This window comes from Cognatishimia sp. (genome assembly GCF_964229375.1).
GTDB lineage: Bacteria > Pseudomonadota > Alphaproteobacteria > Rhodobacterales > Rhodobacteraceae > Cognatishimia.
Window position 1 is genome coordinate 1 of record NZ_CAXREH010000130.1, and the last position, 22,358, is coordinate 22,358.

Below are 22,358 nucleotides of genomic sequence, written 5' to 3' on the forward strand. Positions count from 1 at the left end.
GTAGCGCCCCGCTGTCGTTGCCTTGGTAGGACGCGCTATTTAGCGTAACCCAATCCCTGCAACGCCTCGGTGATTTCGTCTAGAATGGCAGGATCATCAATGGTCGCAGGCATTTTCCACTCTTTGCCATCCGCAATCGACACCATGGTGCCTCGCAGGATCTTGCCAGAACGGGTCTTGGGCAGCCGTTCCACCACCGTGGCCATTTTAAAGGCGGCGACGGGGCCGATTTTCTCGCGCACCAGTTTCACGACCTCGGCGACAATGTCCTCATGCGGCCTGTCAGTTCCTGAGTTGAGGCACAGGAAGCCAAGCGGCATTTGCCCCTTGAGTTGATCCGCTACACCGATAACCGCGCATTCTGCGACGTCGGGGTGATCGGCAAGCACCTCTTCCATGCCTCCGGTGGACAGACGGTGGCCTGCGACGTTGATCACGTCATCCGTGCGCGCCATGATATAGAGATAGCCGTCCTCGTCCTTCATGCCCGCATCGCCGGTTTCGTAGTACCCGGGGTAGGCATCAAGATAGCTGGATTGATAGCGCGCATCGGCATTCCAAAGTGTTGGCAGGGTGCCGGGCGGCAGCGGCAGCTTAACAGCAATCGCGCCAAGTTCGCCCGCAGCGACGGGGTGGCCCGCGTCATCCAGAATATCCACCTGATACCCCGGCATGGGCACAGAGGGCGAGCCCAGCTTGATCGGCATCTGCTCAATTCCCAGTGGGTTAGAGGCAATCGCATAGCCGGTTTCTGTTTGCCACCAATGGTCAATGACCGGCACTTTCAGATTGGTCTCGGCCCAGCTGATAGTGTCGGGATCTGCGCGTTCACCGGCAAGGAATACGCTGCGCAGGCAGCTGAGATCATAGTCATGGATCATCGCGCCCGTCGGGTCTTCGCGTTTGACTGCACGGAATGCTGTTGGCGCGGTGAAGAAGCTGGCGACCTTATGTTCGGAAATCACGCGCCAGAACGTGCCCGCATCAGGTGTGCCGACGGGTTTGCCTTCGAACACGATAGTTGTGTTGCCGTGGATCAAGGGGGCGTAGCAGATATAGCTGTGACCTACGACCCAGCCCACGTCGCTGGCGGCCCAGAAAACTTCGCCGGGGTCGATGTCATAGATGTTTTTCATCGTCCAGTTCAGCGCCACAAGATGGCCTGCCGTTGGACGCACGACACCTTTGGGCTGACCGGTCGTGCCAGAGGTATAGAGGATATAGGCAGGGTGCGTACCTTCGACCGGTACGCAGTCAATCGGGCTGGCCGCGGCTGCAATCTCGCGCCAATCGACGTCACGTGCGCCCATCTCGGCTGTGGCTTGTTCGCGCTGGAGGATCACGCAAACGTCGGGTTTGTGGGTCGCCATCTCGATCGCGCCGTCAAGCAGCGGCTTATAGGAGACCACGCGGCCCGGTTCCAGCCCACAGGATGCGGCGATAATGGCTTTGGGGGTGGCGTCATCAATGCGCACCGCCAGCTCGTTTGAGGCAAAGCCACCAAACACCACGGAATGGATCGCGCCGATCCGCGCACAGGCAAGCATCGCAACAAGCGCTTCGGGGACCATGGGCATGTAAATGATAACCCGGTCACCTTTTTCGATACCCTGTGCGGCGAGGGCGCCTGCGAATGTCGCAACCTCATCACGCATCTCGGCATAAGAGATAGACCGTTTCGTTCCGGTCATCGGAGAGTCATAGATCACCGCCGCCTGATCGCCGCGACCGGCCTCGACATGGCGGTCCAGAGCATTCCAGCAGGTGTTGACCTTTGCGTCGGCAAACCAGTCGTAAAAGCCATCGCCTTTGTCCGTGACCCCTGATGTCGGAGCCTCAACCCAATCGATCGCCTCGGCCGCTTTCAACCAAAATCCCTCGGGATCCTTCTGCCACGCGGCGTAAACCTCTGCATAACTCATCGCATGTCCTCCTTGCGCGCACTCTAGACAGCGGGCTTCCGGTGCGTAAAGTCTGGTTGCGCAGAGGCTGTAAAATTCAGTAAAAAAATTTGCAATTTTGAATAGGGTTTGCAAGCAAACCCCTGCAAACTTGGCCGATATTCATGGTTTTGGCCTAAGTTTGCAAAGTTTCGCAGATTTTTACAACGCTAGCTGTAGTGGGCAACTGGTGTCCCGGCGATCGCCGCCATGTTCAAAAGTCCACGTGCGGTAATGGACGGGCTGACGATATGCGCACGGTTGCCCATGCCCATCAGGATAGGGCCGACCTCTAGACCACCCGCGCGCATCTTAAGGACGTTTCGCACACCGCTGGCGGCATCCGCGTTGGCAAAGATCAAAGCATTGGCAGGGCCATTCAGTTTGGAACTTGGAAAGACCCGCTGCCGCAGGTCCGGATCAAGCGCCGTCTCGATGTTCATTTCGCCGTCATAGGTAAAGTCGCGGTATTCCTGCCCCAGAATGTCCATAGCGGCGCGCAAACGCAGGCCGCTGTCGCAGTCCGAATTGCCAAACTGGCTTTGACCACACAGCGCAATCTGCGGCTCTAGCCCAAAGCGGCGCACATGACGCGCAGCGCCAATGGCGGAGAGGGCAATTTCCTCTGGCGTCGGCGCATAGCGAATATGTGTGTCAGCAATAAAGAGGGGCCCATCTTCGAGGATCATCAGCGACAGCGCGCCATCGGGGTTATAGTTGCCGCCACCCAGAACCTGTTCGACATAGTTCAAATGCCAGCGGTATTCGCCAAACGTGCCGCAAATCATACTGTCGGCCTCGCCCCGATGCACCATGATCGCACCAATGGCTGTGGTGTTCGTGCGCATGATGGCGCGGGCCAGATCGGGCGTGACGCCTCGGCGCTCCATAATTTTGTGGTAGGATTGCCAATAGTCGCGATATCGCGGATCGTTTTCCGGGTTCACGATATCAAAATCCACACCCGGACGAATTTTCAGCCCCGCGCGTTCGGCGCGGGCGGTGACGACTTCGGGGCGGCCGATCAGAATGGGCTGTTCGGTGGTTTCCTCAAGCATGGCCTGTGCTGCCCGCAGCACGCGTTCGTCCTCGCCTTCGGTAAAGACAATGCGGCGCGAGGCAACGCGTGCGGCCTCGTAAACTGGACGCATCAGCAGAGCCGACTTGAACACGGATTGGTTCAGCTTTTGTTTATAGGCCGCCAGATCGCTCAGTGGACGCGTCGCCACGCCGCTGTCCATCGCAGCTTTGGCAACGGCACCGGACACAATGGCCACCAGCCGAGGATCAAAAGGTTTCGGGATCAGATAGTCTGCCCCAAATGTAAGCTGCTCGCCTTTATAGGCCGCAGCAGCCTCGGCCGAAGTGGTTTCGCGGGCCAGCTCTGCAATGCCTTCGACACAGGCAACTTGCATTTCGTCGTTGATCTCTGTGGCCCCCACGTCCAGCGCGCCCCGGAAAATAAAGGGGAAGCACAGCACATTGTTGACCTGATTGGGGAAATCGCTGCGGCCTGTCGCAATGATCGCATCGGGCGCAACCTTGCGCGCGGCGTCGGGCATGATCTCTGGCGTCGGGTTGGCCAGCGCAAAGATGATCGGCCGCTCTGCCATTTTTTCGACCATCGCAGGCTTTAGAACATTGGGGCCGGACAAGCCGAGGAACAGATCCGCGCCGTCAATGACATCATCCAACGTGCGCAGGTCGCTGGCCTGTGCAAAGGCCGCTTTCTGCGGGTTCATGTCCTCGGTGCGGCCCTCATAGACCAGACCGTGAATGTCACACAGCCAGATGTTCTCTCGTTTTACGCCCAGCTTGATGAGCATGTTTAGGCAGGCAATGCCCGCCGCCCCGCCGCCGGTTGAGACGATCTTGATGTCGGCAAAGCTTTTGCCCGCCACGCGCAGCGCGTTCGTGGCCGCCGCGCCGACAACGATGGCTGTGCCGTGCTGGTCGTCGTGGAATACGGGAATATTCATCCGCTCGCGGCAGAGTTTTTCAACGATAAAGCAGTCGGGGGCTTTGATGTCCTCAAGGTTCACCGCGCCAAAGCTTGGCTCTAAGGCGCAGACGATGTCGGCCAGCTTTTCCGGATCGGTTTCATCGACCTCGATGTCAAAGCAGTCGAGATCGGCAAACTTCTTGAACAGCACCGCCTTGCCTTCCATGACAGGCTTGCTGGCCAAGGCGCCGATGTTGCCCAATCCCAAAACAGCCGAGCCATTGGTGACCACGGCAACCAGATTGCTGCGCGATGTATAAAGCGCTGCGTTTGCCGGATCGTCTTTGATTTCCAGGCAGGCTTCGGCAACGCCCGGAGAATATGCGCGTGACAGATCGCGACCTGTGGACAGGGGCTTTGTTGCACGGATCTCGAGTTTTCCCGGCTTGGGGAGCGCGTGATAGTCAAGTGCGGCCTGGCGTTGGGAATCCGATGAGGTGTCTGACATCTAAGCTCTCCAAGAATTTTGTTTAGTGTTAAACTAAAATTTTCAGCCTGTGAATAGCGCGTGTCGTGGTGCGTCAATTTTCCAGTTATTCAAGGCGCTTTGGGCTGGATGATTGCCCCTTTGCTCTTACGTGGGTTGCAAGAGTTTCTGGTATTCCCAGAAAACAACCGTTAAATTTTATCTATCGGTCAAATTTTAGAGGGTATAGTTTGCATAGGTTGGCCTCTGCTGCGCCATTTGGCAAAGTGGTATGCTGATGGGCCAATCAGACCTCGAATCAGACCCTATAAAAAAGACAACGCAGGAGATTAGGAATGAGCATGAAAGATCAGGCGAGGGCCGTACGCGAAAAAGCCTATGCTCCGTATTCAAACTTCAAAGTTGGCGCTACGGTGCGCGGCGCGGATGGCAATATCTATGCTGGCTGCAACGTCGAAAACGCTGCCTACCCCGAGGGCACATGCGCCGAAGCCGGCGCGATTGCCGCGATGGTGGCGGCCGGTGAAACCAAACTGACCGAGGTTTACGTTGTCGCCGATGCGCCCTTGCCGGTGTCTCCTTGTGGCGGCTGTCGTCAGAAACTGTCTGAATTTGGTGCAGGTGATGTGGTTGTGACCATGGCCACTGTTGCGGGAGTCGAACAAAAGACCACCATTGCCGAATTGATCCCCGGCGTCTTTTCTGACGAATACCTCGAGAATTCATAATGGACGCGCGCGCGATTATTGCAAAGCTGCGGGGCGGCGACGTTCCCAGCGCTCAGGAATTGGCATGGTTTGCGGTTGGCTTGTCAGATGGTTCTGTCAGCGATGCGCAGGCCGGTGCCTTTGCGATGGCGGTCTGCCTGAATGGGCTGGGTGCTCAGGCGCGGTCTGATTTGACCGTCGCCATGCGTGACAGTGGTGATCGTCTGCGCTGGGGTTTGCCCGGCCCGATCCTTGATAAACACTCCACTGGCGGTATTGGCGACTGTGTGTCTTTGGTGCTGGCACCGGCGCTTGCGGCCTGTGGTGCCTATGTGCCGATGATTTCCGGCCGTGGCCTTGGACACACGGGCGGCACATTGGACAAGCTCGAAGCCATCCCCGGACTGCGGGTGGATCTGGACGAGGGTGCCTTTCGCCGTGTGGTCAATGAAACGGGCTCGGCGATTGTCAGTGCAACCGCCAATATCGCGCCTGCGGACAAGCGGCTTTATGCCGTGCGCGACGTCACCGCGACGGTCGAAAGTCTGGATCTGATCACTGCGTCTATTCTGTCCAAAAAGCTTGCCGCAGGGCTTGAGAACCTTGTGCTGGACGTCAAACTTGGCTCTGGCGCGTTGATGAAATCGGCCGAAGAGTCGCGCGCTTTGGCGCAGTCTTTGGTGCAAACCGCGCAATTGGCAGGGTGTCCCACCACCGCCGTGATTTCAGACATGAGCGCACCGCTTGCACCGGCCTTGGGCAACGCTTTGGAAATCGACGAAGTGATGCAGGTGCTGTGCAAAGGCAAAGGTGGGCGCTTGCTCGAGCTCTCCGCGGCGCTGGGCGGCGTGTTGCTGGAAAACGCAGGTCTTGCGACCGATCTGGACGCTGGGATCGAGATGATCCTGAAATCTGTGGCAGACGGCCGCGCAGCCGAGGCCTTTGGCAAAATGGTATTCGCGCAGGGCGGGCCGGTGGCCTTCACCGAAAACTGGTCTCGCTTTTTGCCAGAGGCCAGCGTGATCCGTGAAATTCCGGCGCCAAAGTCAGGCTATGTCGCCAGCTTTGATGGCGAGGCCTTGGGGCTGGCGGTGATCGGTCTGGGCGGCGGGCGTCAGGTGGAAAGCGATGTGGTCGATCCAGCTGTTGGACTGTCTGACGTGGTGTCCCTGGGCGCAAAAGTCAGCAAAGGCCAACCTCTGCTCAAGATCCATGCGGCCCGAGAGGACGCTGCGGATCGGGCGGCGCAACAGGTTCTGGCGGCCATCGAGATCACCGAAGCCCAACCGGACCTGCCGCCCCTGATCTATGAAAGGATCGTGGCATGAGTCGCGCCTTCCTTGTTGTGATGGACAGCGTTGGCATCGGCGGTGCCAAGGATGCGGACCGGTTTTTTAATCAGGACCGGCCCGATACCGGCGCGAACACGCTGGGGCGCATCGCCCAAGCCTGTGCGGACGGGCGCGCGGAAGAGGGGCGCAGCGGTGCATTGCAGGTGCCGACCTTGGACAAACTTGGGCTTGGCGCGGCGACCCGAGCGGCCTCGGACGCGCCAACGCCGGGCTTGAACGCAGAAAGTCAGGGGTTTTGGGCGGTGGCACATGAGGCCTCTCTTGGCAAGGACACGCCTTCGGGCCATTGGGAACTGGCGGGTTTGCCGGTGCCGTGGGATTGGAAATATTTCCCAGACACACGTCCGGCTTTTGCCAAAGAGCTGGTCGATCAGATCACAGGCCTGACCGGTGTCGATGGAATTCTGGGCAATTGCCACGCGTCGGGAACGCAAGTCATTCAAGACCTTGGTGCGCTGCATATGCAGACGGGTTTTCCGATCTGCTATACCTCGGCTGACAGTGTGTTTCAGGTCGCGGCACACGAAGATACCTTTGGTCTCAGCAGGCTCTATGCGTTCTGCGAGGCGATTGCGCCGATCTTGCACGACATGAAAGTCGGTCGTGTGATTGCGCGGCCCTTCAAAGGCGACGCCGACTCGGGATTTACGCGCACCACCAATCGCAAAGACTATGCCATCACTCCGCCAGAGCCCATTCTCACCAACTGGGTGCAGGATGCGGGGCGTCGGGTCTATGGCATTGGGAAGGTTGGGGATATCTTTTCGATGCAGGGCATTGATGAGGTGCACAAAGGCGATGACGCTGCGCTGATGACCCATCTGCATCGACTGGTTGACGAGGCCGATGACGGCAGCCTGACATTTGCGAATTTCGTCGAGTTTGACAGCGTCTATGGCCACCGACGCGATGTATCGGGCTATGCGCGTGCGCTGGAATGGTTTGATCAGCAGATCGCAGGGGTGTTGCCCAAGTTGCGCGACGGCGACCTCTTGATCTTGACTGCTGATCACGGCAATGACCCCACCTGGAGCGGCACGGACCATACTCGGGAATGTGTGCCAGTTCTGTGCTATGGTGTCGGGCAGGGCTCTGCCGGTCATATCGCTTTTGCGGATGTTGCGGCCACGGTGGCACAGCATCTGAATATCCCCTCTCACGGACCTGGACGGAGTTTTTTATGAGTGTCGCCGCGTTGCCAAAAGTCGAACTGCACCTGCACCACGAAGGGGCAGCGCCGCCTGCATTCGTGCGCCAGCTTGCGCATGAAAAGAACGTCGATCTAACGGGCGTTTTTGATGACAGCGGCAATTATAAGTTCACCGACTTTGTGAACTTTTTGCGCACCTATGAGGCGGCGACAGCCGTATTGCAGACGCCAGAGGATTTTGGCCGTTTGACCACGGCGGTCCTTGAGGAATGCGCTGCAAACGGCGTTGTCTATGTTGAAAGCTTCTTGTCGCCCGAGTTCTGCGGCGGCGGCGATCTGGGTGCGTGGCGTGAATACCTGCACGCTGTCCAAGACGCGGCAGACCGCGCTGAAACAACCCATGGCATTACCTTGCGCGGCGTCATCACCTGCATCCGCCACGAAGGCCCAGAAGTTGCCAAGCGCACAGCCCTTTGTGCAGCCGAGACAGCGGGCGACTGGGTTGTCGGGTTCGGTATGGGCGGTGACGAGGGCAAAGGGCGGCAGGGCGATTTTGCCTATTCCTTTGATATGGCGCGCGAAGCGGGGCTGAAACTGACCACCCATGCAGGGGAATTTGGCGGTCCTGACAGCATATGGGATGCAATCCGCGACCTGAATGTCGAACGTATCGGTCATGGTGTGCGGGCCATCGAAGATCCCAAGCTGGTTCAAGAGCTGATCGCGCGCGACATCACCCTCGAAGTCTGCCCCGGTTCGAATGTTGTTTTGGGGCTTTTCAAGGACTTCGCCGCGCATCCCATTCAAAAATTGCGTGACGCGGGGGTCAAAGTGACGGTCTCGACGGATGATCCGCCATTCTTTGGAACGACCATGCGTCGTGAATATGAGATGTTGGCTCTGGCGCACGGTTGGGATACGGACGTATTTGCGGAGCTCAATCAAACGGCGATCAAAGCGGCCTTTTGCAATGACGAGACCCGCGCCGTAATTCAAAAACGCCTGGAGGCCGTATGACTGATCATCTGACCGTCGTCGATCACCCGCTGGTTCAGCACAAACTCACCCTGATGCGCAAAAAAGAGACCTCGACCTCCGAGTTTCGTCAGCTTTTGCGCGAGATCAGCCAGCTTTTGGCCTATGAGGTGACGCGCCCGCTTGCGATGACGACCCGTCGGATTGAAACCCCCATGCAGGAAATGGACGCGCCGGTTTTGGCGGGCCGCAAACTGGCGTTGGTGTCGATTTTGCGTGCTGGCAACGGTCTGTTGGACGGTATGCTGGATCTGATCCCCTCCGCCCGCGTTGGATTTGTCGGGCTGTATCGCGACGAAGAGACGCTGGAGCCTGTGGAATACTACTTCAAGGTGCCATCTGAAATGGATGAGCGTCTGGTCATCGCGGTTGATCCGATGCTGGCCACTGGCAACTCATCAGTTGCCGCAATCGACATGCTGAAAAAGGCCGGTGCGACCAACATTCGTTTTCTTTGCCTACTCGCAGCACCTGAAGGGGTTGCGCGCATGAAAGAGGCGCATCCGGATGTGCCAATTATCACCGCATCGCTGGATGAGTGCCTGAATGAAAAGGGCTACATCGTACCTGGATTGGGCGACGCAGGCGACCGGATGTTCGGCACCAAATAGGGCGCTAAGTTTTTCGTGAACGGTTCTAGTAGCACTTTACTCATTTAGGGTTTTGCGTCTAGACTGGCCCCCATATCTTGTGGGGGCACGATGCAGTTCAGAAAAACACTCTCCTACACGCTATTGGCCGCTTTGACGCTGGCCTCGGCAGTAGACGCGCGGTCATTGCGGGATGATGGTGTGCCAGCAGAGGTGCCTCCGGCATCCTTCAAGGGCAACCAGTATGTCGACAGCCGTGGCTGTGTGTTTATTCGGGCCGGAGTCGATGGGTCGACCAGCTGGGTGCCGCGCGTCACGCGAGACAGAAAGCTGGTCTGTGGTCTGCAACCAACAAATGTTGCTGGCACGACCGCTGTTGCTGCGGTTGCTGACGAACCAGAGATTATTGAAATTACACCCCAGCCAACAGCAAAGCCTGATCCTGTTGTTGTGGCAGCGCCAAAACCCAAGCCCGCTCCGGTGCGCGTTGCAACGCCGCGCAAAGCCCCCGCGCGCCCGGTCGTCGTGCATCAGCCCGCAGCGATTGCACCCATGCCGCAGGTGGCGCAAGTGGGCGGAAACTGCACGCATCTGTCCGCGCAAAGCCGCCAATACCTGGCTCACCCGACTGCGGATGTCCGCTGTGGATCGCAGACCAATCCGCTGAGTGGCGGGCTGATTGCGCCCAGCAGTGGCGACGTGATGCCAAGTTATCAGGACCACAACGGCAATATGGTGGTCGCGGCAGGCGTCTATCCGGGGCAAACGGTCAAGACTGGCACTGTCGCGGGCAACACGCGGGTTATCCCACAGCATCTCTATCAGTCGCATCAAGAAGCCAAGCAACTGGCGCAACCGCCAGAAGGGTATCGCATGATTTGGAAAGATGACCGGTTGAACCCGAACCGGGGTGTGCAGACCATAAACGGTCAGCAGGCGATGGCCAGTGTCTGGGACACCAGCAAGACCCCCATGACGGCGCACAAAAACACGCGCGTGGCGACGCAGTCCACCGTCAGCACGCGCGGCACCGGCGGCAATACGATGGTTATCACGCCAAACACCTATGTTCAGGTGGCGGCCTATGGCTCGTCCGAGGATGCGCAGCGCGTTGCACGCCGCGTGCGCAGCATGGGATTGCCGGTGCGTATTGGCAAGCAACGTCAGGGTTTTCAGGACATTCGCATGGTTCTGGCCGGACCGTTCTATTCCTATGCCGACGCGCAATCTGCGTTGGCCAAGGCCCAATCCGCGGGTTTCCAGAACGCCTACATCAAATAAAGCTACTTCGCGCAGATATCCTGCAGCGCAACCCATTCGCCATCCGTCAGAATGGGGGCGGACTGTGAAATGATCGCGTCTGCTTCGATCAAGGCCAGCGTAGTTTCGCCTGAGATATCAAGCGCATAGGCATAAGGGCTGGCGGTCAGTCCCAGCCGCACAAAGCCGTCGATAAGCCCGTCAGTGCCTCGCGTGCCAACCTCGGTGATCGCAAGGTGTTCTGCATAGGCCGACAAGGTGTCAGGCGCTAGCTGACCAGATGTGAGCAGGCGGAAACTTTCCCGCGCGCCGCCAAATTCCAGGATGCGTTCCAGCGGATCGTTTTCCGCAGCATAGGTTGCCTCGGCCAGCATAAAGCCGATGGCCGCGGCCGGATCCTCATAGTCTTCAACAATGCTGTGCCCCACCACCAAAGCCGTGCCGGGAAGCGAGGCGGTGGTTTTAATGCCTCCGGGCACCACAAGGATTTCAGAAACACCAATCGCCTGGGCCAGTTTTTTCAACGCCTGATCACCCAGATCGGAATGACAGACGGAGCCAGTGGTGCGTTCCAGATGTCCGATTACGTCATGGCCAATGACCACGCGGTTGAGATCAGGCACCAAGCCGACCACATGGCTGCGCAGTGCGTTGGGCAGCCAGAACGTCAGCCCGGCCCCAAGCACGGCAACGCTCGACAGCAGAATGGCCCACCGCAGCCGGCCGGGGTGTGGCTCTCGGCGATGCAGCGCTTTGCGCAGCGTGTCGATGGCCTCGATCATTTCGGTTTCATTCTCTGCCAGCTCGAGGCTTTCTGAGTCATCGCCACCGGGAATGAAAATCGCCGGCGTCTTGCCGGGGTTCGCCCGTTCAACCGCGGCCAAAGACCAGTGGGCCAGGGGACGGTCCCGCATGTCTGAAATCAACAGACTTGCGTCGCCAATCGAGATGATGACTTCACGACGCTGCGCCTCGGGCGCTTCACGCCAAAGGGCAGAGGCCTCAAGCCTTTGGTATTTGTCGAATGCGGTGCTCATGTGCGTGGCTGCTCTGCCATCATGTTTGCGCTATTTTAGCGTGAAAGCCCGATAGGGGCAATCACGCGTGGCGCTATTCACCATTGGCAATTTTGCGCAGCTCGAACTTTTGGATCTTGCCCGTCGAGGTTTTCGGAAGCTCTTGGAAAACAACGTGTTTGGGCGTTTTAAAGCCTGCGAGTGTTTCGCGACTAAAGGCGATCAGGTCTGCACCCGAAGTCGTTGCCCCCGGTTTGAGTTCGATGAAGGCGCAAGGAACCTCGCCCCATTTTTCGTCCCGTTTCGCAACGACCGCTGCCAAAAGCACATCGGGGTGGCCCATCAAGACGCCCTCGACTTCGACCGAACTGATGTTTTCGCCGCCGGAAATGATGATGTCTTTGGCCCGGTCCGCAATCTGAATATAGCTATCAGGGTGCTGCACCGCGATGTCGCCAGAATTGAAATAGCCGCCCTTAAAGGCCTCGGCCGTGGCTTCGGGGTTCTTCAGATAGCCTTTCATGACCGAGTTGCCGCGAATGGCGATTTCGCCCTGCGTGGTCCCGTCCATCGGCACAGGATCGTGGTTGCTGTCGCGCACGATCACAGGCTCCATCATGGGGAAGGCCACCCCTTGCTGGCTTTTGCGCGCCGCGACTTCGGCGGTGCTCATGTCATCCCAATCGCCGCCTTTCCAATAGCATTCGGTGACGTGGCCGTATGTTTCGGTCAGACCGTAAACATGGGTGATATTGAACCCGAGCTCTTCGATTTTAGCGAGGGTCGCTGGGGCAGGGGGGGCACCTGCGGTATAGGTCTCGACGATATGGTCAAACTCGCGACGGTCCTCTGCGGGCGAATTGACCAAAGCGTTCAAAACAATCGGAGCCCCGCCCATGTGGGTCACACCTTCGTCCGCGATGGCGTCAAAGACGTTCTTGGCCGTGATATCTCGGCAGCACACAACTGTCCCGCCCAGCACCGGCATCATCCACGTGTGGTTCCAACCATTGCAGTGAAACAGCGGAACGATTGTTAAATAGACCGGATGCAGAGTCAGCCGCCAGGATACGACGGTGCCCATCGTCATCAGATACGCGCCGCGATGGTGATAAACCACGCCTTTGGGGCGTCCTGTGGTGCCCGAGGTATAGTTCAGCGCAAGGCTTTCCCATTCGTCTTCGGGCATGATCCAGTTAAAGTCCGGATCGCCCGTCGCCAGAAAATCCTCGTATTCAAGATGCGCGCCAGAGGCAGGCAGCCCCGCCTGCGGGTCTGCCACTTCGATGATTTTGGGGGCGGGGCCTTCCATCTTTTCAATCGAGGCCTGAACCAAGGGCAGCAAACTGGTGTCTGCCAGCACGACTTTCGCTTCGCCGTGGTCAAAAATATATCCGACGGTTGCGGCATCTAATCGCGTGTTGATCGTATTCAGCACCGCACCCGAGGCAGGCACGCCAAAGCTGCTTTCGCATTGCGCCGGAATGTTGGGCAAAAGCGTGGCCACGACATCGCCGGGTTGTATCCCCAGTTTGACCAGCGCCGAAGCAAACCGCGTGCACCGCTCGTGATATTCCACATAGGTTTTGCGGTGCGATCCATAGACATTGGCCAAACGATCCGGAAACACCTGAACCGCACGCCTTAGGTGACTAAGCGGTGTCAGCGGTACAAAGTTTGCCGCGGTTTTGCCGAGCCCGGTTTCGTCATTCATCCAGCCCATGGAAAGCCTCCCTCAATTCCGATGAAGCCAGTCCTAGCAATGAATGGAAGCACCGCGATAGTCCGTAGTTTTCCGCTTCGTAGAACTGCGGTCTTCACCTTGTGCGGCGGCGCTTCGGTCTGTCAAGCGCTTCGCTCTTTCATCTGCGCCTTGGCGCAGTTAACGTTGCGCCTATGATCATCTCTCGCGGCCGCCGTTACATATTTGTGCATATCCCCAAAACCGCGGGAACCGCGATGGCGCTGGCGCTTGAGGGCCGTGCGATGAAAGACGACATGATGCTTGGGGACACGCCCAAAGCGCTGAAACGTCGCCGCCGTCTGAAGGGGGTGAAAGCCGCCGGTCGCCTGTGGAAACACGCGCGTTTGGCCGATATCGAAGGCCTCGTGACCCCCGCCGAGATCGAGACGTTTTTCACCTTTGCCTTGGTGCGCAATCCCTGGGATCGGATGGTCAGCTATTATCACTGGCTGCGTGCGCAATCTTTTGAGCATCCTGCGGTAAAGCTGGCAAATACGCTAGAGTTTCAAGGGTTTACACAGCATTCCCAGACCCGAAAAAGCGTCGCCTCGGCACCCTATGGCAGCTATCTTACTTATAAAGGGGCCGAGCGGGCCTCGTGTTTTATTCGTATTGAACACTTTGAAGAGGACGCGCAGCCCTTGTTTGAACACCTCGGCTTTGAGCTGTCGCTGCAGCAGGTGAACGCATCGGAACGCGCGCCTGATTATCGGGGGTATTATGACGTCAGAACCCGCGAAGTCGTGCAAGAGATCTGTGGCGCGGACATCGCGCGATTTGGGTACAGTTTCTAAACGCAAAAGCCCCGGCCAGTGACCGGGGCTTTTGTTTGTTTTGTGCCGACTTAGGCCGCTTCGGATTTTGCTCCAAAACGTCCATAGAAACTTTGGCCCTTGGCCGCCATGTCCCGAAGCAGGGCAGGGGTGGCAAAGCGGTCGCCGTGGGCTTCGCTGAGTGCATCACAGGTTTCTGCGGCCCACTCAGAGCCAACGATATCCAGCCACGAGAACGGACCACCGGACCAAGGCGCAAAACCCCAGCCAAGAATGGCGCCGACGTCCCCCTCGCGGATGTCCTCCAGTACGCCTTCTTCCAGCGCACGTACGGCTTCTAGAACCTGCGCAAAGATCAGACGGTTTTGGACATCATGCAGCGATGGCTGGTCTGGCGAGACGGCGTATTTGTCGGCCAGTCCCGTCCAAAGCCCCTGACGTTTGCCCTTTTCGTCATAGGCATAAAACCCTGCGTTTGCCTTGCGGCCCAGACGGCCCTCGTCAAACATCCAGAACAGGATTTCGTCACAGGCGTCATCATAGTCATCGCCCATCGCCGCCTTGGTGGCTTTGGCAATTTTGACACCCAGATCAATAGAGGTCTCGTCCGTCAGTTGCAGCGGGCCCAAAGGCATTCCCAGCATCTTTGCGGCGTTTTCGATCAACGCAGGCGCGACGCCTTCGGTGACCATACGAATACCTTCGTTGATGTAGGGGATGATGCACCGGTTGGCATAGAAGAAGCGCGCGTCATTGACAACGATCGGCGTCTTTTTGATCTGACGCACAAAGTCCAGCGCCTTGGCCACGGCCACGTCACCGGTTTCTTTGCCTTTGATGATCTCAACCAGCATCATTTTCTCGACCGGCGAGAAGAAGTGAATACCGATGAACTTGTCAGACCGCACAGACGCCTTTGCAAGCTCGGTGATCGGTAGGGTCGAAGTGTTGGTGGCAAAGACACAGTCCTCGCCTACGATGGCCTCAACCTTTTTGGTCATGTCGGCCTTAACACCAACGTCCTCAAAGACGGCTTCAACGATCAGATCACACCCTTTCAGCGCATCAAGATCAGCCGTCGCATTGACCAGCCCAAGCATTTTCTCTTTCTGCTCAGGCGTGGACTTTTTGCGCGCGATCCCTTTGTCGGCAAAGGCCTCGATATAGGCGCGGCCCTTGTCCGCAGCCTCTTGATCGCGATCGATCAGGACAACTTCGATACCTGCTTTCGCCGAGACCAAAGCAATGCCAGCGCCCATCATGCCAGCGCCAAGCACGCCAACTTTCTTGACGGTCTGGTCGGCCACAGCAGGACGGTTCGCGCCTTTTTCCAGAGCCTCTTTATTGATGAAGAGGCTGCGGATCATGGCCGAGCTGCTTGGGTTCATCAGAACATGGGTGAACCACCGCGCTTCGATCTTGATCGCCGTGTCAAACGGCACCAGCGCACCTTCATAGACGGCTGACAGCATGGCTTTTGCCGCCGGATAAACGCCCTGCGTATTGCCATTCACCATGGCGTTTGCGCCCACGAATGTCATGAAGCCAGCTGGGTGATAAGGTGCACCACCAGGCATTTTATAGCCCTTTTCATCCCATGGTTTGACGATCTTAGGCTCTGACAGAACCCAGGCTTTCGCATCGGCCATCGGATCCTCAGAGACCTCATCAATCAGACCCGCGGACTTGGCTTTCTTGGGATCTGACAGCTTCCCCTGCAGAAGAAACGGAGAGGCCGCCATTGCACCCAGCTTACGCGTCAGACGCGTTGTGCCGCCCATGCCGGGGAAAATGCCGACCATGATCTCTGGCAGGCCGATTTTGGCTTTGGGGTTATCTGCTGCGAAAATGCGGTGGCAGGCCAGCGGGATTTCAAACCCGATACCCAGCGCAGTGCCCGGCAGAACACAAGCAATCGGCTTGCCGCCCTTGTTGGTTTTCGGATCCATCCCGGCGCGCTCGATCTTGCGCAAGATCCCGTGGGTCAGCATCAGCCCGTCCATCAGGCCTTGTTCTGGGGACCCGCCGGCCATTTCCTTCATCTTGGCAATGATGTTCAGATCCATCCCACCTGCGAACGACCCGGGCTTGCCCGAAGTGATGATGATGCCTTTACAGGCGTCGTCGGCAAGGGCTGCGTCAACCAAGGCATCCAGATCCATGAACCCTTGCTGGTTCATGACGTTCATGGATTTACCCACGGTGTCCCAGGTGATGACGCCGACGCCGTCTGCGTCCAATGCGTAGCTAAAATCGCTCATGATCTCTCTCCTCAGACGCGTTCGATGATGGTGGCAGAGCCCATGCCCGCCGCAACACACAGAGTGGCCAGACCGACCTCTTTGTCCTGACGCTCCAGCTCATCCAGTAGGGTGCCGATGATCATGGCACCTGTTGCGCCCAGCGGGTGGCCCATCGCGATTGCACCACCGTTCACGTTGACCTTGGCGTCATCCACTTGGAACGCCTGCAAAAAGCGCAGAACCACGGCGGCGAAAGCTTCGTTCACCTCAAACAGATCGATGTCGTTGATGGACATGCCATTTTCCGCAAGGATCTTTTCGGTCACCGGCACCGGGCCAGTCAGGTTGATGGTCGGCTCTGACCCGATCTTGGCATTTGCTTTGATACGCGCGCGAGGTTTCAGCCCGTGCTTTTCGCCAAACTCTTTGTTGCCAATCAGGATCGCCGTCGCGCCATCCACAATACCCGAGCTGTTGCCCGCGTGGTGAACATGGTTCACGCGCTCCAGATGTGGGTATTTCATCAGCGCCACCTTATCAAAGCCCGGCATGACTTCGCCCATTTCCTTGAACGAGGCTTTCAGCTTGCCAAGATCGTCGGCCGTGGTGCCAGGACGCATGTATTCATCGTGGTCCAGAATGGTCAGCCCGTTGATATCGGTGACAGGGACGATGGACTTGTCGAAATGACGCCCTTCCCAAGCGGCCGCAGCACGCGCCTGAGACTGGGCGGCAAAGGCATCACAATCCTCGCGGCTAAAGCCGTATTCCGTGGCGATCAAATCTGCTGATACACCCTGCGGCATAAAATTCTCGCCCATCGCGATGCGTGGATCGACCGCCATCGCAGCCCCGTCAGATCCCATTGCAACGCGGCTCATGACTTCGCAGCCGCCCGCGATATAGGCATCCCCTGCGCCGCCTTTGACCTGGTTTGCCGCCAGATTGACGGCCTCCATGCCAGAGGCGCAGAACCGGTTGATCGCCAAGCCCGGAACAGACTGGTCAAAGTCAGACAACAGAACCGATGCCCGCGCAAGGCAGCCACCGTTTTCCATGACTTGGGTCACATTGCCCCAGATCACGTCTTCGATCGCGTCACCGGGCAGATCGTTGCGCGATTTCACCGCGTTCAGCATCTGTGCCGACATGGCGAGCGAGGTCACCTCATGCAGCGCGCCATCCTTGCGCCCCTTGCCGCGCGGAGTCCGCGCAGCGTCATAAATATAGGCATCGGTCATCGTCGTCTCCTTGATTTACTGGTCTCGGTCGCTTGGGTGACCGGGCATAAGGTCATAGGGGTGTTTCCACCCCGGTAGGGTCTCGATATTGCCAAGCCAGCGGTCGATGTTGGGCCAGTCTGCCCGCACAAAGCCGAATGGCTCGGGATAGAAAAGATAGCCACAGCACGAGATGTCGGCGTTCGTCAGCGCGTCGCCCACAATCCAGTCGCGGCCCTCAAGATGGTCTTCCAGAATTTTTAGGGCGCCCTGGATGCGCGCCTGAAGAAAGCCAATCACCTCTTTTGGGCGTTTGTCCTCGGGCAGAAAGTTCATCAAAAAGCGCGTCATGCCGTTTTGGCTGGACAGCTTGTGGTTATCAAACAGCACCCAGCGCAGAACCTCATAGCGTTCTTCGGCATTGGCGCCGCCAAATTTACCCGTCTTGTCAGTGATATACTGCTGAATAACACCGGATTGCGTCAGTTTGGTGTCTCCATCCACCAGAACCGGAACCTCGCCCATCGCATTGACGGTTTCACGGTACTCGGCCTTGCGCGACTCGCCCCCAAAGAAATCGACATGAACCGGTTCCCAATCTAGCCCCGAAAGTTCAAGCGCCAGAGCGGCCTTATAGGCGTTCCCGCTTTCCCCAAAGCAATAAAGTTTCAATGTCATCTGTCTCTCCTATCGTGGGCCGCGCATCGGGTTTTGAAATCCCTCAGCTGGTTCTTTTGCCTGCTCAATGTGGGGCTTTAGCTTTGATTAACCAAGATGGGGTTTCATCACATTGCGGCACAGGCTGGAGAGCCGATGGCCGTACAAGGTGAAACCCCATGTTGCAGCCAATTCTCCGCGCTGCGATGTGGGGTGATCCCTGTTTCATCTTGTCAAAAATACTCAAATCCCCAGCCCTCCTGTTGCGGGGTGTTCAGGCCTTGCGCGCGTCCAGTTCCAGATTGAACTGGCGCAACCGCTGGCCCAAAGCCTCGCCGTCGGTGATGGCGTCAAAATTCTCAAACACGAAAGAGATCGCCTCTCCCTCATCCAGACCCGCCTGTTTTGCAAATGACGTCAGGCGCCGATAGGCGTCTTCGGTCATGGCAATCGGCTTGCGACGGGTCAGGCGAAATCGTTTTGGCATCGCGTCTTAAAAAGCCTCTGCGTCCAGGCCCATCACCGGATCGGCACCGCTTTCAATGCGGGCCAGATGCATGCCAGTCGCTGGAAGACGACGGGCCATGTAATAGCGCGCGGTGGTCAGCTTGGTTTCGTGGAACGCAGTGTCAGATGTGCCATTTGCCAACGCATCCAGCGACGCGCGCGCCATTTTCGCCCACATCAGACCCAAGCAGACGTGACCAAAGAGATGCATGAAATCATACGACCCCGCGAGCGCGGCATTCGGGTTCTTCATACCGTTCTGCATAAAGAACATCCCAGCAGATTGCAGATGCTTTGAGGCGGTTTTCAGCGGCTCGATGAAATCGGCCATCGCCTCATCCGCGCTTTGCTCTTTGCAGAAGGATTTGACCAGCTCGAAAAAGGCCATGACGTGCTTGCCGCCATCGGTTGCCAGCTTGCGACCGACAAGATCCAAGGCCTGCACGCCGTTGGCACCTTCATAGATCATCGCAATGCGCGCATCGCGGGTGAACTGGCTCATGCCCCATTCTTCGATATAGCCGTGGCCGCCGTAAACCTGCTGCGCCAGCACGGTCATGTCATAGCCTTCGTCGGTCAGAAAGCCCTTCAGAACCGGCGTCAGCAGCGAGATCAGACCATCCGCATCTTTGTCACCATTGCGATGGGCGTCGTCCAGCAGCGTTGCACCCCACAGGGTAAAGGCCCGCGCGCCTTCGTTGAAGCTCTTCTGGTCCATCAGAGAGCGGCGAATGTCAGGGTGCACGATCAACGGATCGGCTGGGCCATCTGGGTTTTTCACGCCGGTGACGTCACGACCCTGAAGGCGGTCCTTCGCATAGATCAGAGCGTTCTGATACGCCACTTCCGATTGCGCCAGACCTTGCATCGCTACGCCCAAACGGGCTTCGTTCATCATGGTGAACATCGCGCGCATGCCTTTGTGCATGTCGCCCAGCAGATAGCCGGTCGCTTCGTCATAGTTCATCACACAGGTCGAGTTGCCATGGATGCCCATCTTCTCTTCGATGTTGCCCACGGACACACCGTTGCGTGCACCAAGCGAGCCGTCTTCGTTAACGATGAACTTCGGCACAATGAACAGAGACACGCCCTTAATACCTTCAGGCCCGCCCGGAATTTTCGCCAGCACAAGGTGGATGATGTTATCCGCCATGTCGTGCTCGCCCGCCGAGATGAAAATCTTCTGGCCAGACACCTTATAGCTGCCGTCATCCTGTGGTTCGGCTTTGGTGCGCATCAGACCCAGATCAGTGCCGCAATGAGGCTCTGTCAGGTTCATCGTGCCAGTCCACTCACAGCTGACCATATTGGGCAGATAGGTGGCTTTCTGCTCGTCACTGCCATGCGCAAGGATTGCAGAGGCCGCGCCGTGGGTCAGGCCCTGATACATGGTAAAGGCCTGGTTTGCGCCGGAAAAGAACTCTCCGACTGCGCTGCCGATCACCGCTGGCATGTTTTGGCCGCCAAATTCCTCTGGCATGTCCAGACCAGTCCAGCCGCCTTCTTTCACGGTCTCAAACGCCTCTTTAAAGCCGCTTGGCGTATAGACCACACCGTTCTCAAGACGGCAGCCCTCTTTGTCGCCAACCACGTTCAGGGGCGCGAGAAGCTCGCCGGTCAGTTTGCCGGCCTCTTCCAAAATGGCATTGGTGAAGTCAGGGTCCAGTTCGTCATACCCCGGTGTTTGGCTTTCCGAGACCTTAAGAACGTCGTGCAGGATGTATTGTGTATCCTTAACGGGGGCTGAATAGCTTGGCATCTCTTCTCCTCCGGAGTTTTATTCGGCTGCTTTTTTCTGGGTGTTGAAAGAGGCCAACATGCGTTCACCCCATTTCAGTTGTGCTTTCAGATCGGCGATGGCCTCGTCCAGCTCGTCGCGCTGGCGCTGCATGCCCGCCAGGTGTTCCTTGGCGATTTCATAGGTGCGTTCGTATTGCGTCTGCTGCTGGTCGCCCACGTCATACAGGTTCAGCAGTTGGCGGATTTCTTCGAGGGAGAACCCAAACCGTTTGCCGCGCAGGATCAGCTTCAGTCGCGCGCGGTCGCGGCGGGTGAACAGGCGTTTCTGGCCTTCGCGGATTGGGAACAACAGCTCCTTTGCTTCGTAGAAACGAAGCGTTCGTGGAGTCACATCGAACGCGTCACACATCTGACGGATGGTCAAAGAGTCTTCGGTCATATCACTTCCTCGCGCAATCAAGTCGGTTGGTTACGAGCGTCTGTGACTAACCTTAAGAATTGGTTTACGTTTACGTAAGCGATACGCTACGTCACAAATGAAGTTGACGTGGCGTCGACTTACGTCAACTTTGAAATGGGGCAGTTTATTCAGAAGGGCAGGGCCAATGCCCAGCCATTAGTCCAGCTGTGCAGCAGTATCGGCGCGCAGAGAGGACAATTCCTCGATCGCTTCATCCAATTGCGCCCGCTGTTCGTGCAGGCTTTTCAATTGGTTGTCCGCCATATCCAAGAACGCGCGCATCTGTGCCTGGGTGCCTTCTTTTTCATAGATCAGAAGCCACTGACGCATTTCTTCCAGCTTGATACCGAATTTCCGACCGCGCAGAATCAACGTCATCCGGGCGCTTTCGCGGGGGCCGTAAAAGCGGCTCCGGCCGTCGCGCTCTGGTTGAAGGAGTTCGATATACTCGTAGTACCGCAGTGTCCGAGGGGTCACGTCGAATTTCGCACACATCTCTTTAAATGTCAGACGTTCGGTCATTAGATTTCTCCCTTGCGGCGAATTTAGGGCCAGTGTTCAGTAAGGGCAACAGTTGTGACGTTTGGAAAATTGGACATGGTAGACAAAATTAAGATCGCTCAGCAATTTATCGCGGCTCTGCCCCATTCGGCGTCTCTTGGCATGGAGGTCGTGTCGCTTGAGGATGGCGCAGCGGGACTGGCCATGCCCTATGACACGCGCTTTATCGGTGATCCGGAAACCAGGGTCATTTCAGGTGGTGCAGTGTCGGCCCTTTTGGACACATGTTGCGGAGCTGCGGTCATGGCGCATCCAAATGCGCCCACGCGCACGGCCACGATGGATTTGCGTATCGACTATATGCGGGGGGCCGAGCCGGGCCAGACGATATCTGCCTTTGCCGAGGTCTATCACATGACGCGATCCGTCGCCTTTGTACGCGCCCGCGCATTTGATGATGATATGGAAAACCCAGTGGCCACGGCGACGGGTGCCTTCACGATGGAGCATAAATAATGAGTAGACCTCGCCCGGAACCCGTTCAGGTCGTCAAGCAACGCCGTGATGCTGTGCTTCATGCGTTGGTGTCCAACATTCCTTACTATCAGTTCATGGGGTTCAAATTTGATCGCCGCGGCGACGAAGTGACCGCCATCATGCCATATGATGACAGCTTGATCGGCAATCCGATGCTTCCGGCCTTGCACGGTGGTGCGTCAGCTGCCTTTCTAGAGGCGACAGCTTTGATCGTTCTCAGCTGGAGCACCCTTTGGGAAGACATGGAGTCAGGCGCTTTGTCATTGGAAGAACTCGAAGCGGGCCGGCTGCCACGCTTGCCAAAGACGATCGATTTCTCGGTCGACTACCTGCGCACCGGCCTGCCGCGCGATTCATATGCGCGGGCCAAGCTTAATCGGTCCGGTCGGCGCTATGCCTCTGTCTTTGTCGAAGCATGGCAGGACCAGCACAGCAGGCCCTTTGTGCAGGCAACCGGTCATTTCCTGATGCCGCAACGCCAGAAAGCCAGCTAG

At 57.6% G+C, this 22,358-nt stretch carries 20 protein-coding genes; 9 read left to right on the forward strand and 11 right to left on the reverse strand.

The window, feature by feature from the left end:
• Nucleotides 1-35 precede the first annotated feature (35 nt).
• On the reverse strand, nucleotides 36-1,922 hold the full coding sequence (locus ACEQWH_RS09855; protein ID WP_370230258.1) for a propionyl-CoA synthetase: 1,887 nt from the start codon (nucleotides 1,920-1,922) through the stop codon (nucleotides 36-38).
• Nucleotides 1,923-2,110: 188 nt separating this feature from the next.
• Nucleotides 2,111-4,390 (reverse strand): NADP-dependent malic enzyme, encoded by a 2,280-nt coding sequence (locus tag ACEQWH_RS09860; protein WP_370230259.1) that lies wholly within the window; start codon nucleotides 4,388-4,390, stop codon nucleotides 2,111-2,113.
• Between the two features lie 314 nt (nucleotides 4,391-4,704).
• Between ACEQWH_RS09860 and ACEQWH_RS09865 the strand changes: the two genes are divergently transcribed.
• From ACEQWH_RS09865 to ACEQWH_RS09890, 6 genes are all read left to right on the forward strand, one after another.
• Nucleotides 4,705-5,097, forward strand: a complete 393-nt coding sequence (locus ACEQWH_RS09865) for a cytidine deaminase (protein ID WP_370230261.1) — start codon at nucleotides 4,705-4,707, stop codon at nucleotides 5,095-5,097.
• On the forward strand, nucleotides 5,097-6,404 hold the full coding sequence (locus tag ACEQWH_RS09870; protein ID WP_370230264.1) for a thymidine phosphorylase: 1,308 nt from the start codon (nucleotides 5,097-5,099) through the stop codon (nucleotides 6,402-6,404). Before ACEQWH_RS09865 ends, ACEQWH_RS09870 begins: the two co-directional genes overlap by 1 nt.
• Nucleotides 6,401-7,612, forward strand: coding sequence for a phosphopentomutase (locus ACEQWH_RS09875; protein ID WP_370230266.1), 1,212 nt, complete (start codon nucleotides 6,401-6,403; stop codon nucleotides 7,610-7,612). The genes ACEQWH_RS09870 and ACEQWH_RS09875 overlap by 4 nt, the downstream gene beginning before the upstream one ends.
• Nucleotides 7,609-8,595, forward strand: a complete 987-nt coding sequence (locus ACEQWH_RS09880; protein WP_370230269.1) for an adenosine deaminase — start codon at nucleotides 7,609-7,611, stop codon at nucleotides 8,593-8,595. The genes ACEQWH_RS09875 and ACEQWH_RS09880 overlap by 4 nt, the downstream gene beginning before the upstream one ends.
• On the forward strand, nucleotides 8,592-9,224 hold the full coding sequence (gene upp / locus ACEQWH_RS09885) for a uracil phosphoribosyltransferase (protein ID WP_370230271.1): 633 nt from the start codon (nucleotides 8,592-8,594) through the stop codon (nucleotides 9,222-9,224). Before ACEQWH_RS09880 ends, upp begins: the two co-directional genes overlap by 4 nt.
• Before the next feature lie 90 nt (nucleotides 9,225-9,314).
• Nucleotides 9,315-10,484 (forward strand): SPOR domain-containing protein, encoded by a 1,170-nt coding sequence (locus tag ACEQWH_RS09890; protein ID WP_370230272.1) that lies wholly within the window; start codon nucleotides 9,315-9,317, stop codon nucleotides 10,482-10,484.
• A 2-nt stretch (nucleotides 10,485-10,486) separates the two neighbouring features.
• Here the strand turns inward: ACEQWH_RS09890 and ACEQWH_RS09895 are convergent, their stop codons facing one another.
• Nucleotides 10,487-11,500 carry a hypothetical protein gene (locus ACEQWH_RS09895; protein ID WP_370230274.1) on the reverse strand — a complete coding sequence of 338 codons (1,014 nt, stop codon included), beginning with the start codon at nucleotides 11,498-11,500 and terminating at the stop codon, nucleotides 10,487-10,489.
• Between the two features lie 73 nt (nucleotides 11,501-11,573).
• Nucleotides 11,574-13,202 (reverse strand): AMP-binding protein, encoded by a 1,629-nt coding sequence (locus ACEQWH_RS09900; RefSeq protein WP_370230276.1) that lies wholly within the window; start codon nucleotides 13,200-13,202, stop codon nucleotides 11,574-11,576.
• A gap of 173 nt (nucleotides 13,203-13,375) precedes the next feature.
• Between ACEQWH_RS09900 and ACEQWH_RS09905 the strand changes: the two genes are divergently transcribed.
• The gene (locus ACEQWH_RS09905) at nucleotides 13,376-14,017 is read left to right on the forward strand and encodes a sulfotransferase family 2 domain-containing protein (RefSeq protein ID WP_370230278.1); all 642 of its coding nucleotides are present in this window, start codon (nucleotides 13,376-13,378) and stop codon (nucleotides 14,015-14,017) included.
• A gap of 50 nt (nucleotides 14,018-14,067) precedes the next feature.
• Here the strand turns inward: ACEQWH_RS09905 and ACEQWH_RS09910 are convergent, their stop codons facing one another.
• The 7 genes from ACEQWH_RS09910 to ACEQWH_RS09940 form a co-directional block, all read right to left on the reverse strand.
• Complete coding sequence (locus ACEQWH_RS09910; protein ID WP_370230280.1) at nucleotides 14,068-16,257, reverse strand: 3-hydroxyacyl-CoA dehydrogenase NAD-binding domain-containing protein; 2,190 nt, start codon at nucleotides 16,255-16,257, stop codon at nucleotides 14,068-14,070.
• Between the two features lie 11 nt (nucleotides 16,258-16,268).
• Nucleotides 16,269-17,480, reverse strand: coding sequence for an acetyl-CoA C-acetyltransferase (locus tag ACEQWH_RS09915; RefSeq protein WP_370230283.1), 1,212 nt, complete (start codon nucleotides 17,478-17,480; stop codon nucleotides 16,269-16,271).
• A gap of 15 nt (nucleotides 17,481-17,495) precedes the next feature.
• On the reverse strand, nucleotides 17,496-18,137 hold the full coding sequence (locus tag ACEQWH_RS09920; protein WP_370230286.1) for a glutathione S-transferase family protein: 642 nt from the start codon (nucleotides 18,135-18,137) through the stop codon (nucleotides 17,496-17,498).
• Nucleotides 18,138-18,390: 253 nt separating this feature from the next.
• Complete coding sequence (locus ACEQWH_RS09925) at nucleotides 18,391-18,603, reverse strand: hypothetical protein (RefSeq protein ID WP_370230289.1); 213 nt, start codon at nucleotides 18,601-18,603, stop codon at nucleotides 18,391-18,393.
• Between the two features lie 6 nt (nucleotides 18,604-18,609).
• Complete coding sequence (locus ACEQWH_RS09930) at nucleotides 18,610-20,385, reverse strand: acyl-CoA dehydrogenase C-terminal domain-containing protein (RefSeq protein ID WP_370230292.1); 1,776 nt, start codon at nucleotides 20,383-20,385, stop codon at nucleotides 18,610-18,612.
• Nucleotides 20,386-20,403: 18 nt separating this feature from the next.
• The gene (locus ACEQWH_RS09935) at nucleotides 20,404-20,805 is read right to left on the reverse strand and encodes a MerR family DNA-binding transcriptional regulator (RefSeq protein WP_370230295.1); all 402 of its coding nucleotides are present in this window, start codon (nucleotides 20,803-20,805) and stop codon (nucleotides 20,404-20,406) included.
• A gap of 177 nt (nucleotides 20,806-20,982) precedes the next feature.
• Complete coding sequence (locus ACEQWH_RS09940) at nucleotides 20,983-21,348, reverse strand: MerR family DNA-binding transcriptional regulator (protein WP_370230298.1); 366 nt, start codon at nucleotides 21,346-21,348, stop codon at nucleotides 20,983-20,985.
• A gap of 75 nt (nucleotides 21,349-21,423) precedes the next feature.
• Between ACEQWH_RS09940 and ACEQWH_RS09945 the strand changes: the two genes are divergently transcribed.
• Together ACEQWH_RS09945 and ACEQWH_RS09950 are read left to right on the forward strand one after the other, a co-directional pair.
• Nucleotides 21,424-21,843 (forward strand): PaaI family thioesterase, encoded by a 420-nt coding sequence (locus ACEQWH_RS09945; RefSeq protein ID WP_370230300.1) that lies wholly within the window; start codon nucleotides 21,424-21,426, stop codon nucleotides 21,841-21,843.
• Complete coding sequence (locus ACEQWH_RS09950) at nucleotides 21,843-22,358, forward strand: PaaI family thioesterase (protein ID WP_370230303.1); 516 nt, start codon at nucleotides 21,843-21,845, stop codon at nucleotides 22,356-22,358. Before ACEQWH_RS09945 ends, ACEQWH_RS09950 begins: the two co-directional genes overlap by 1 nt.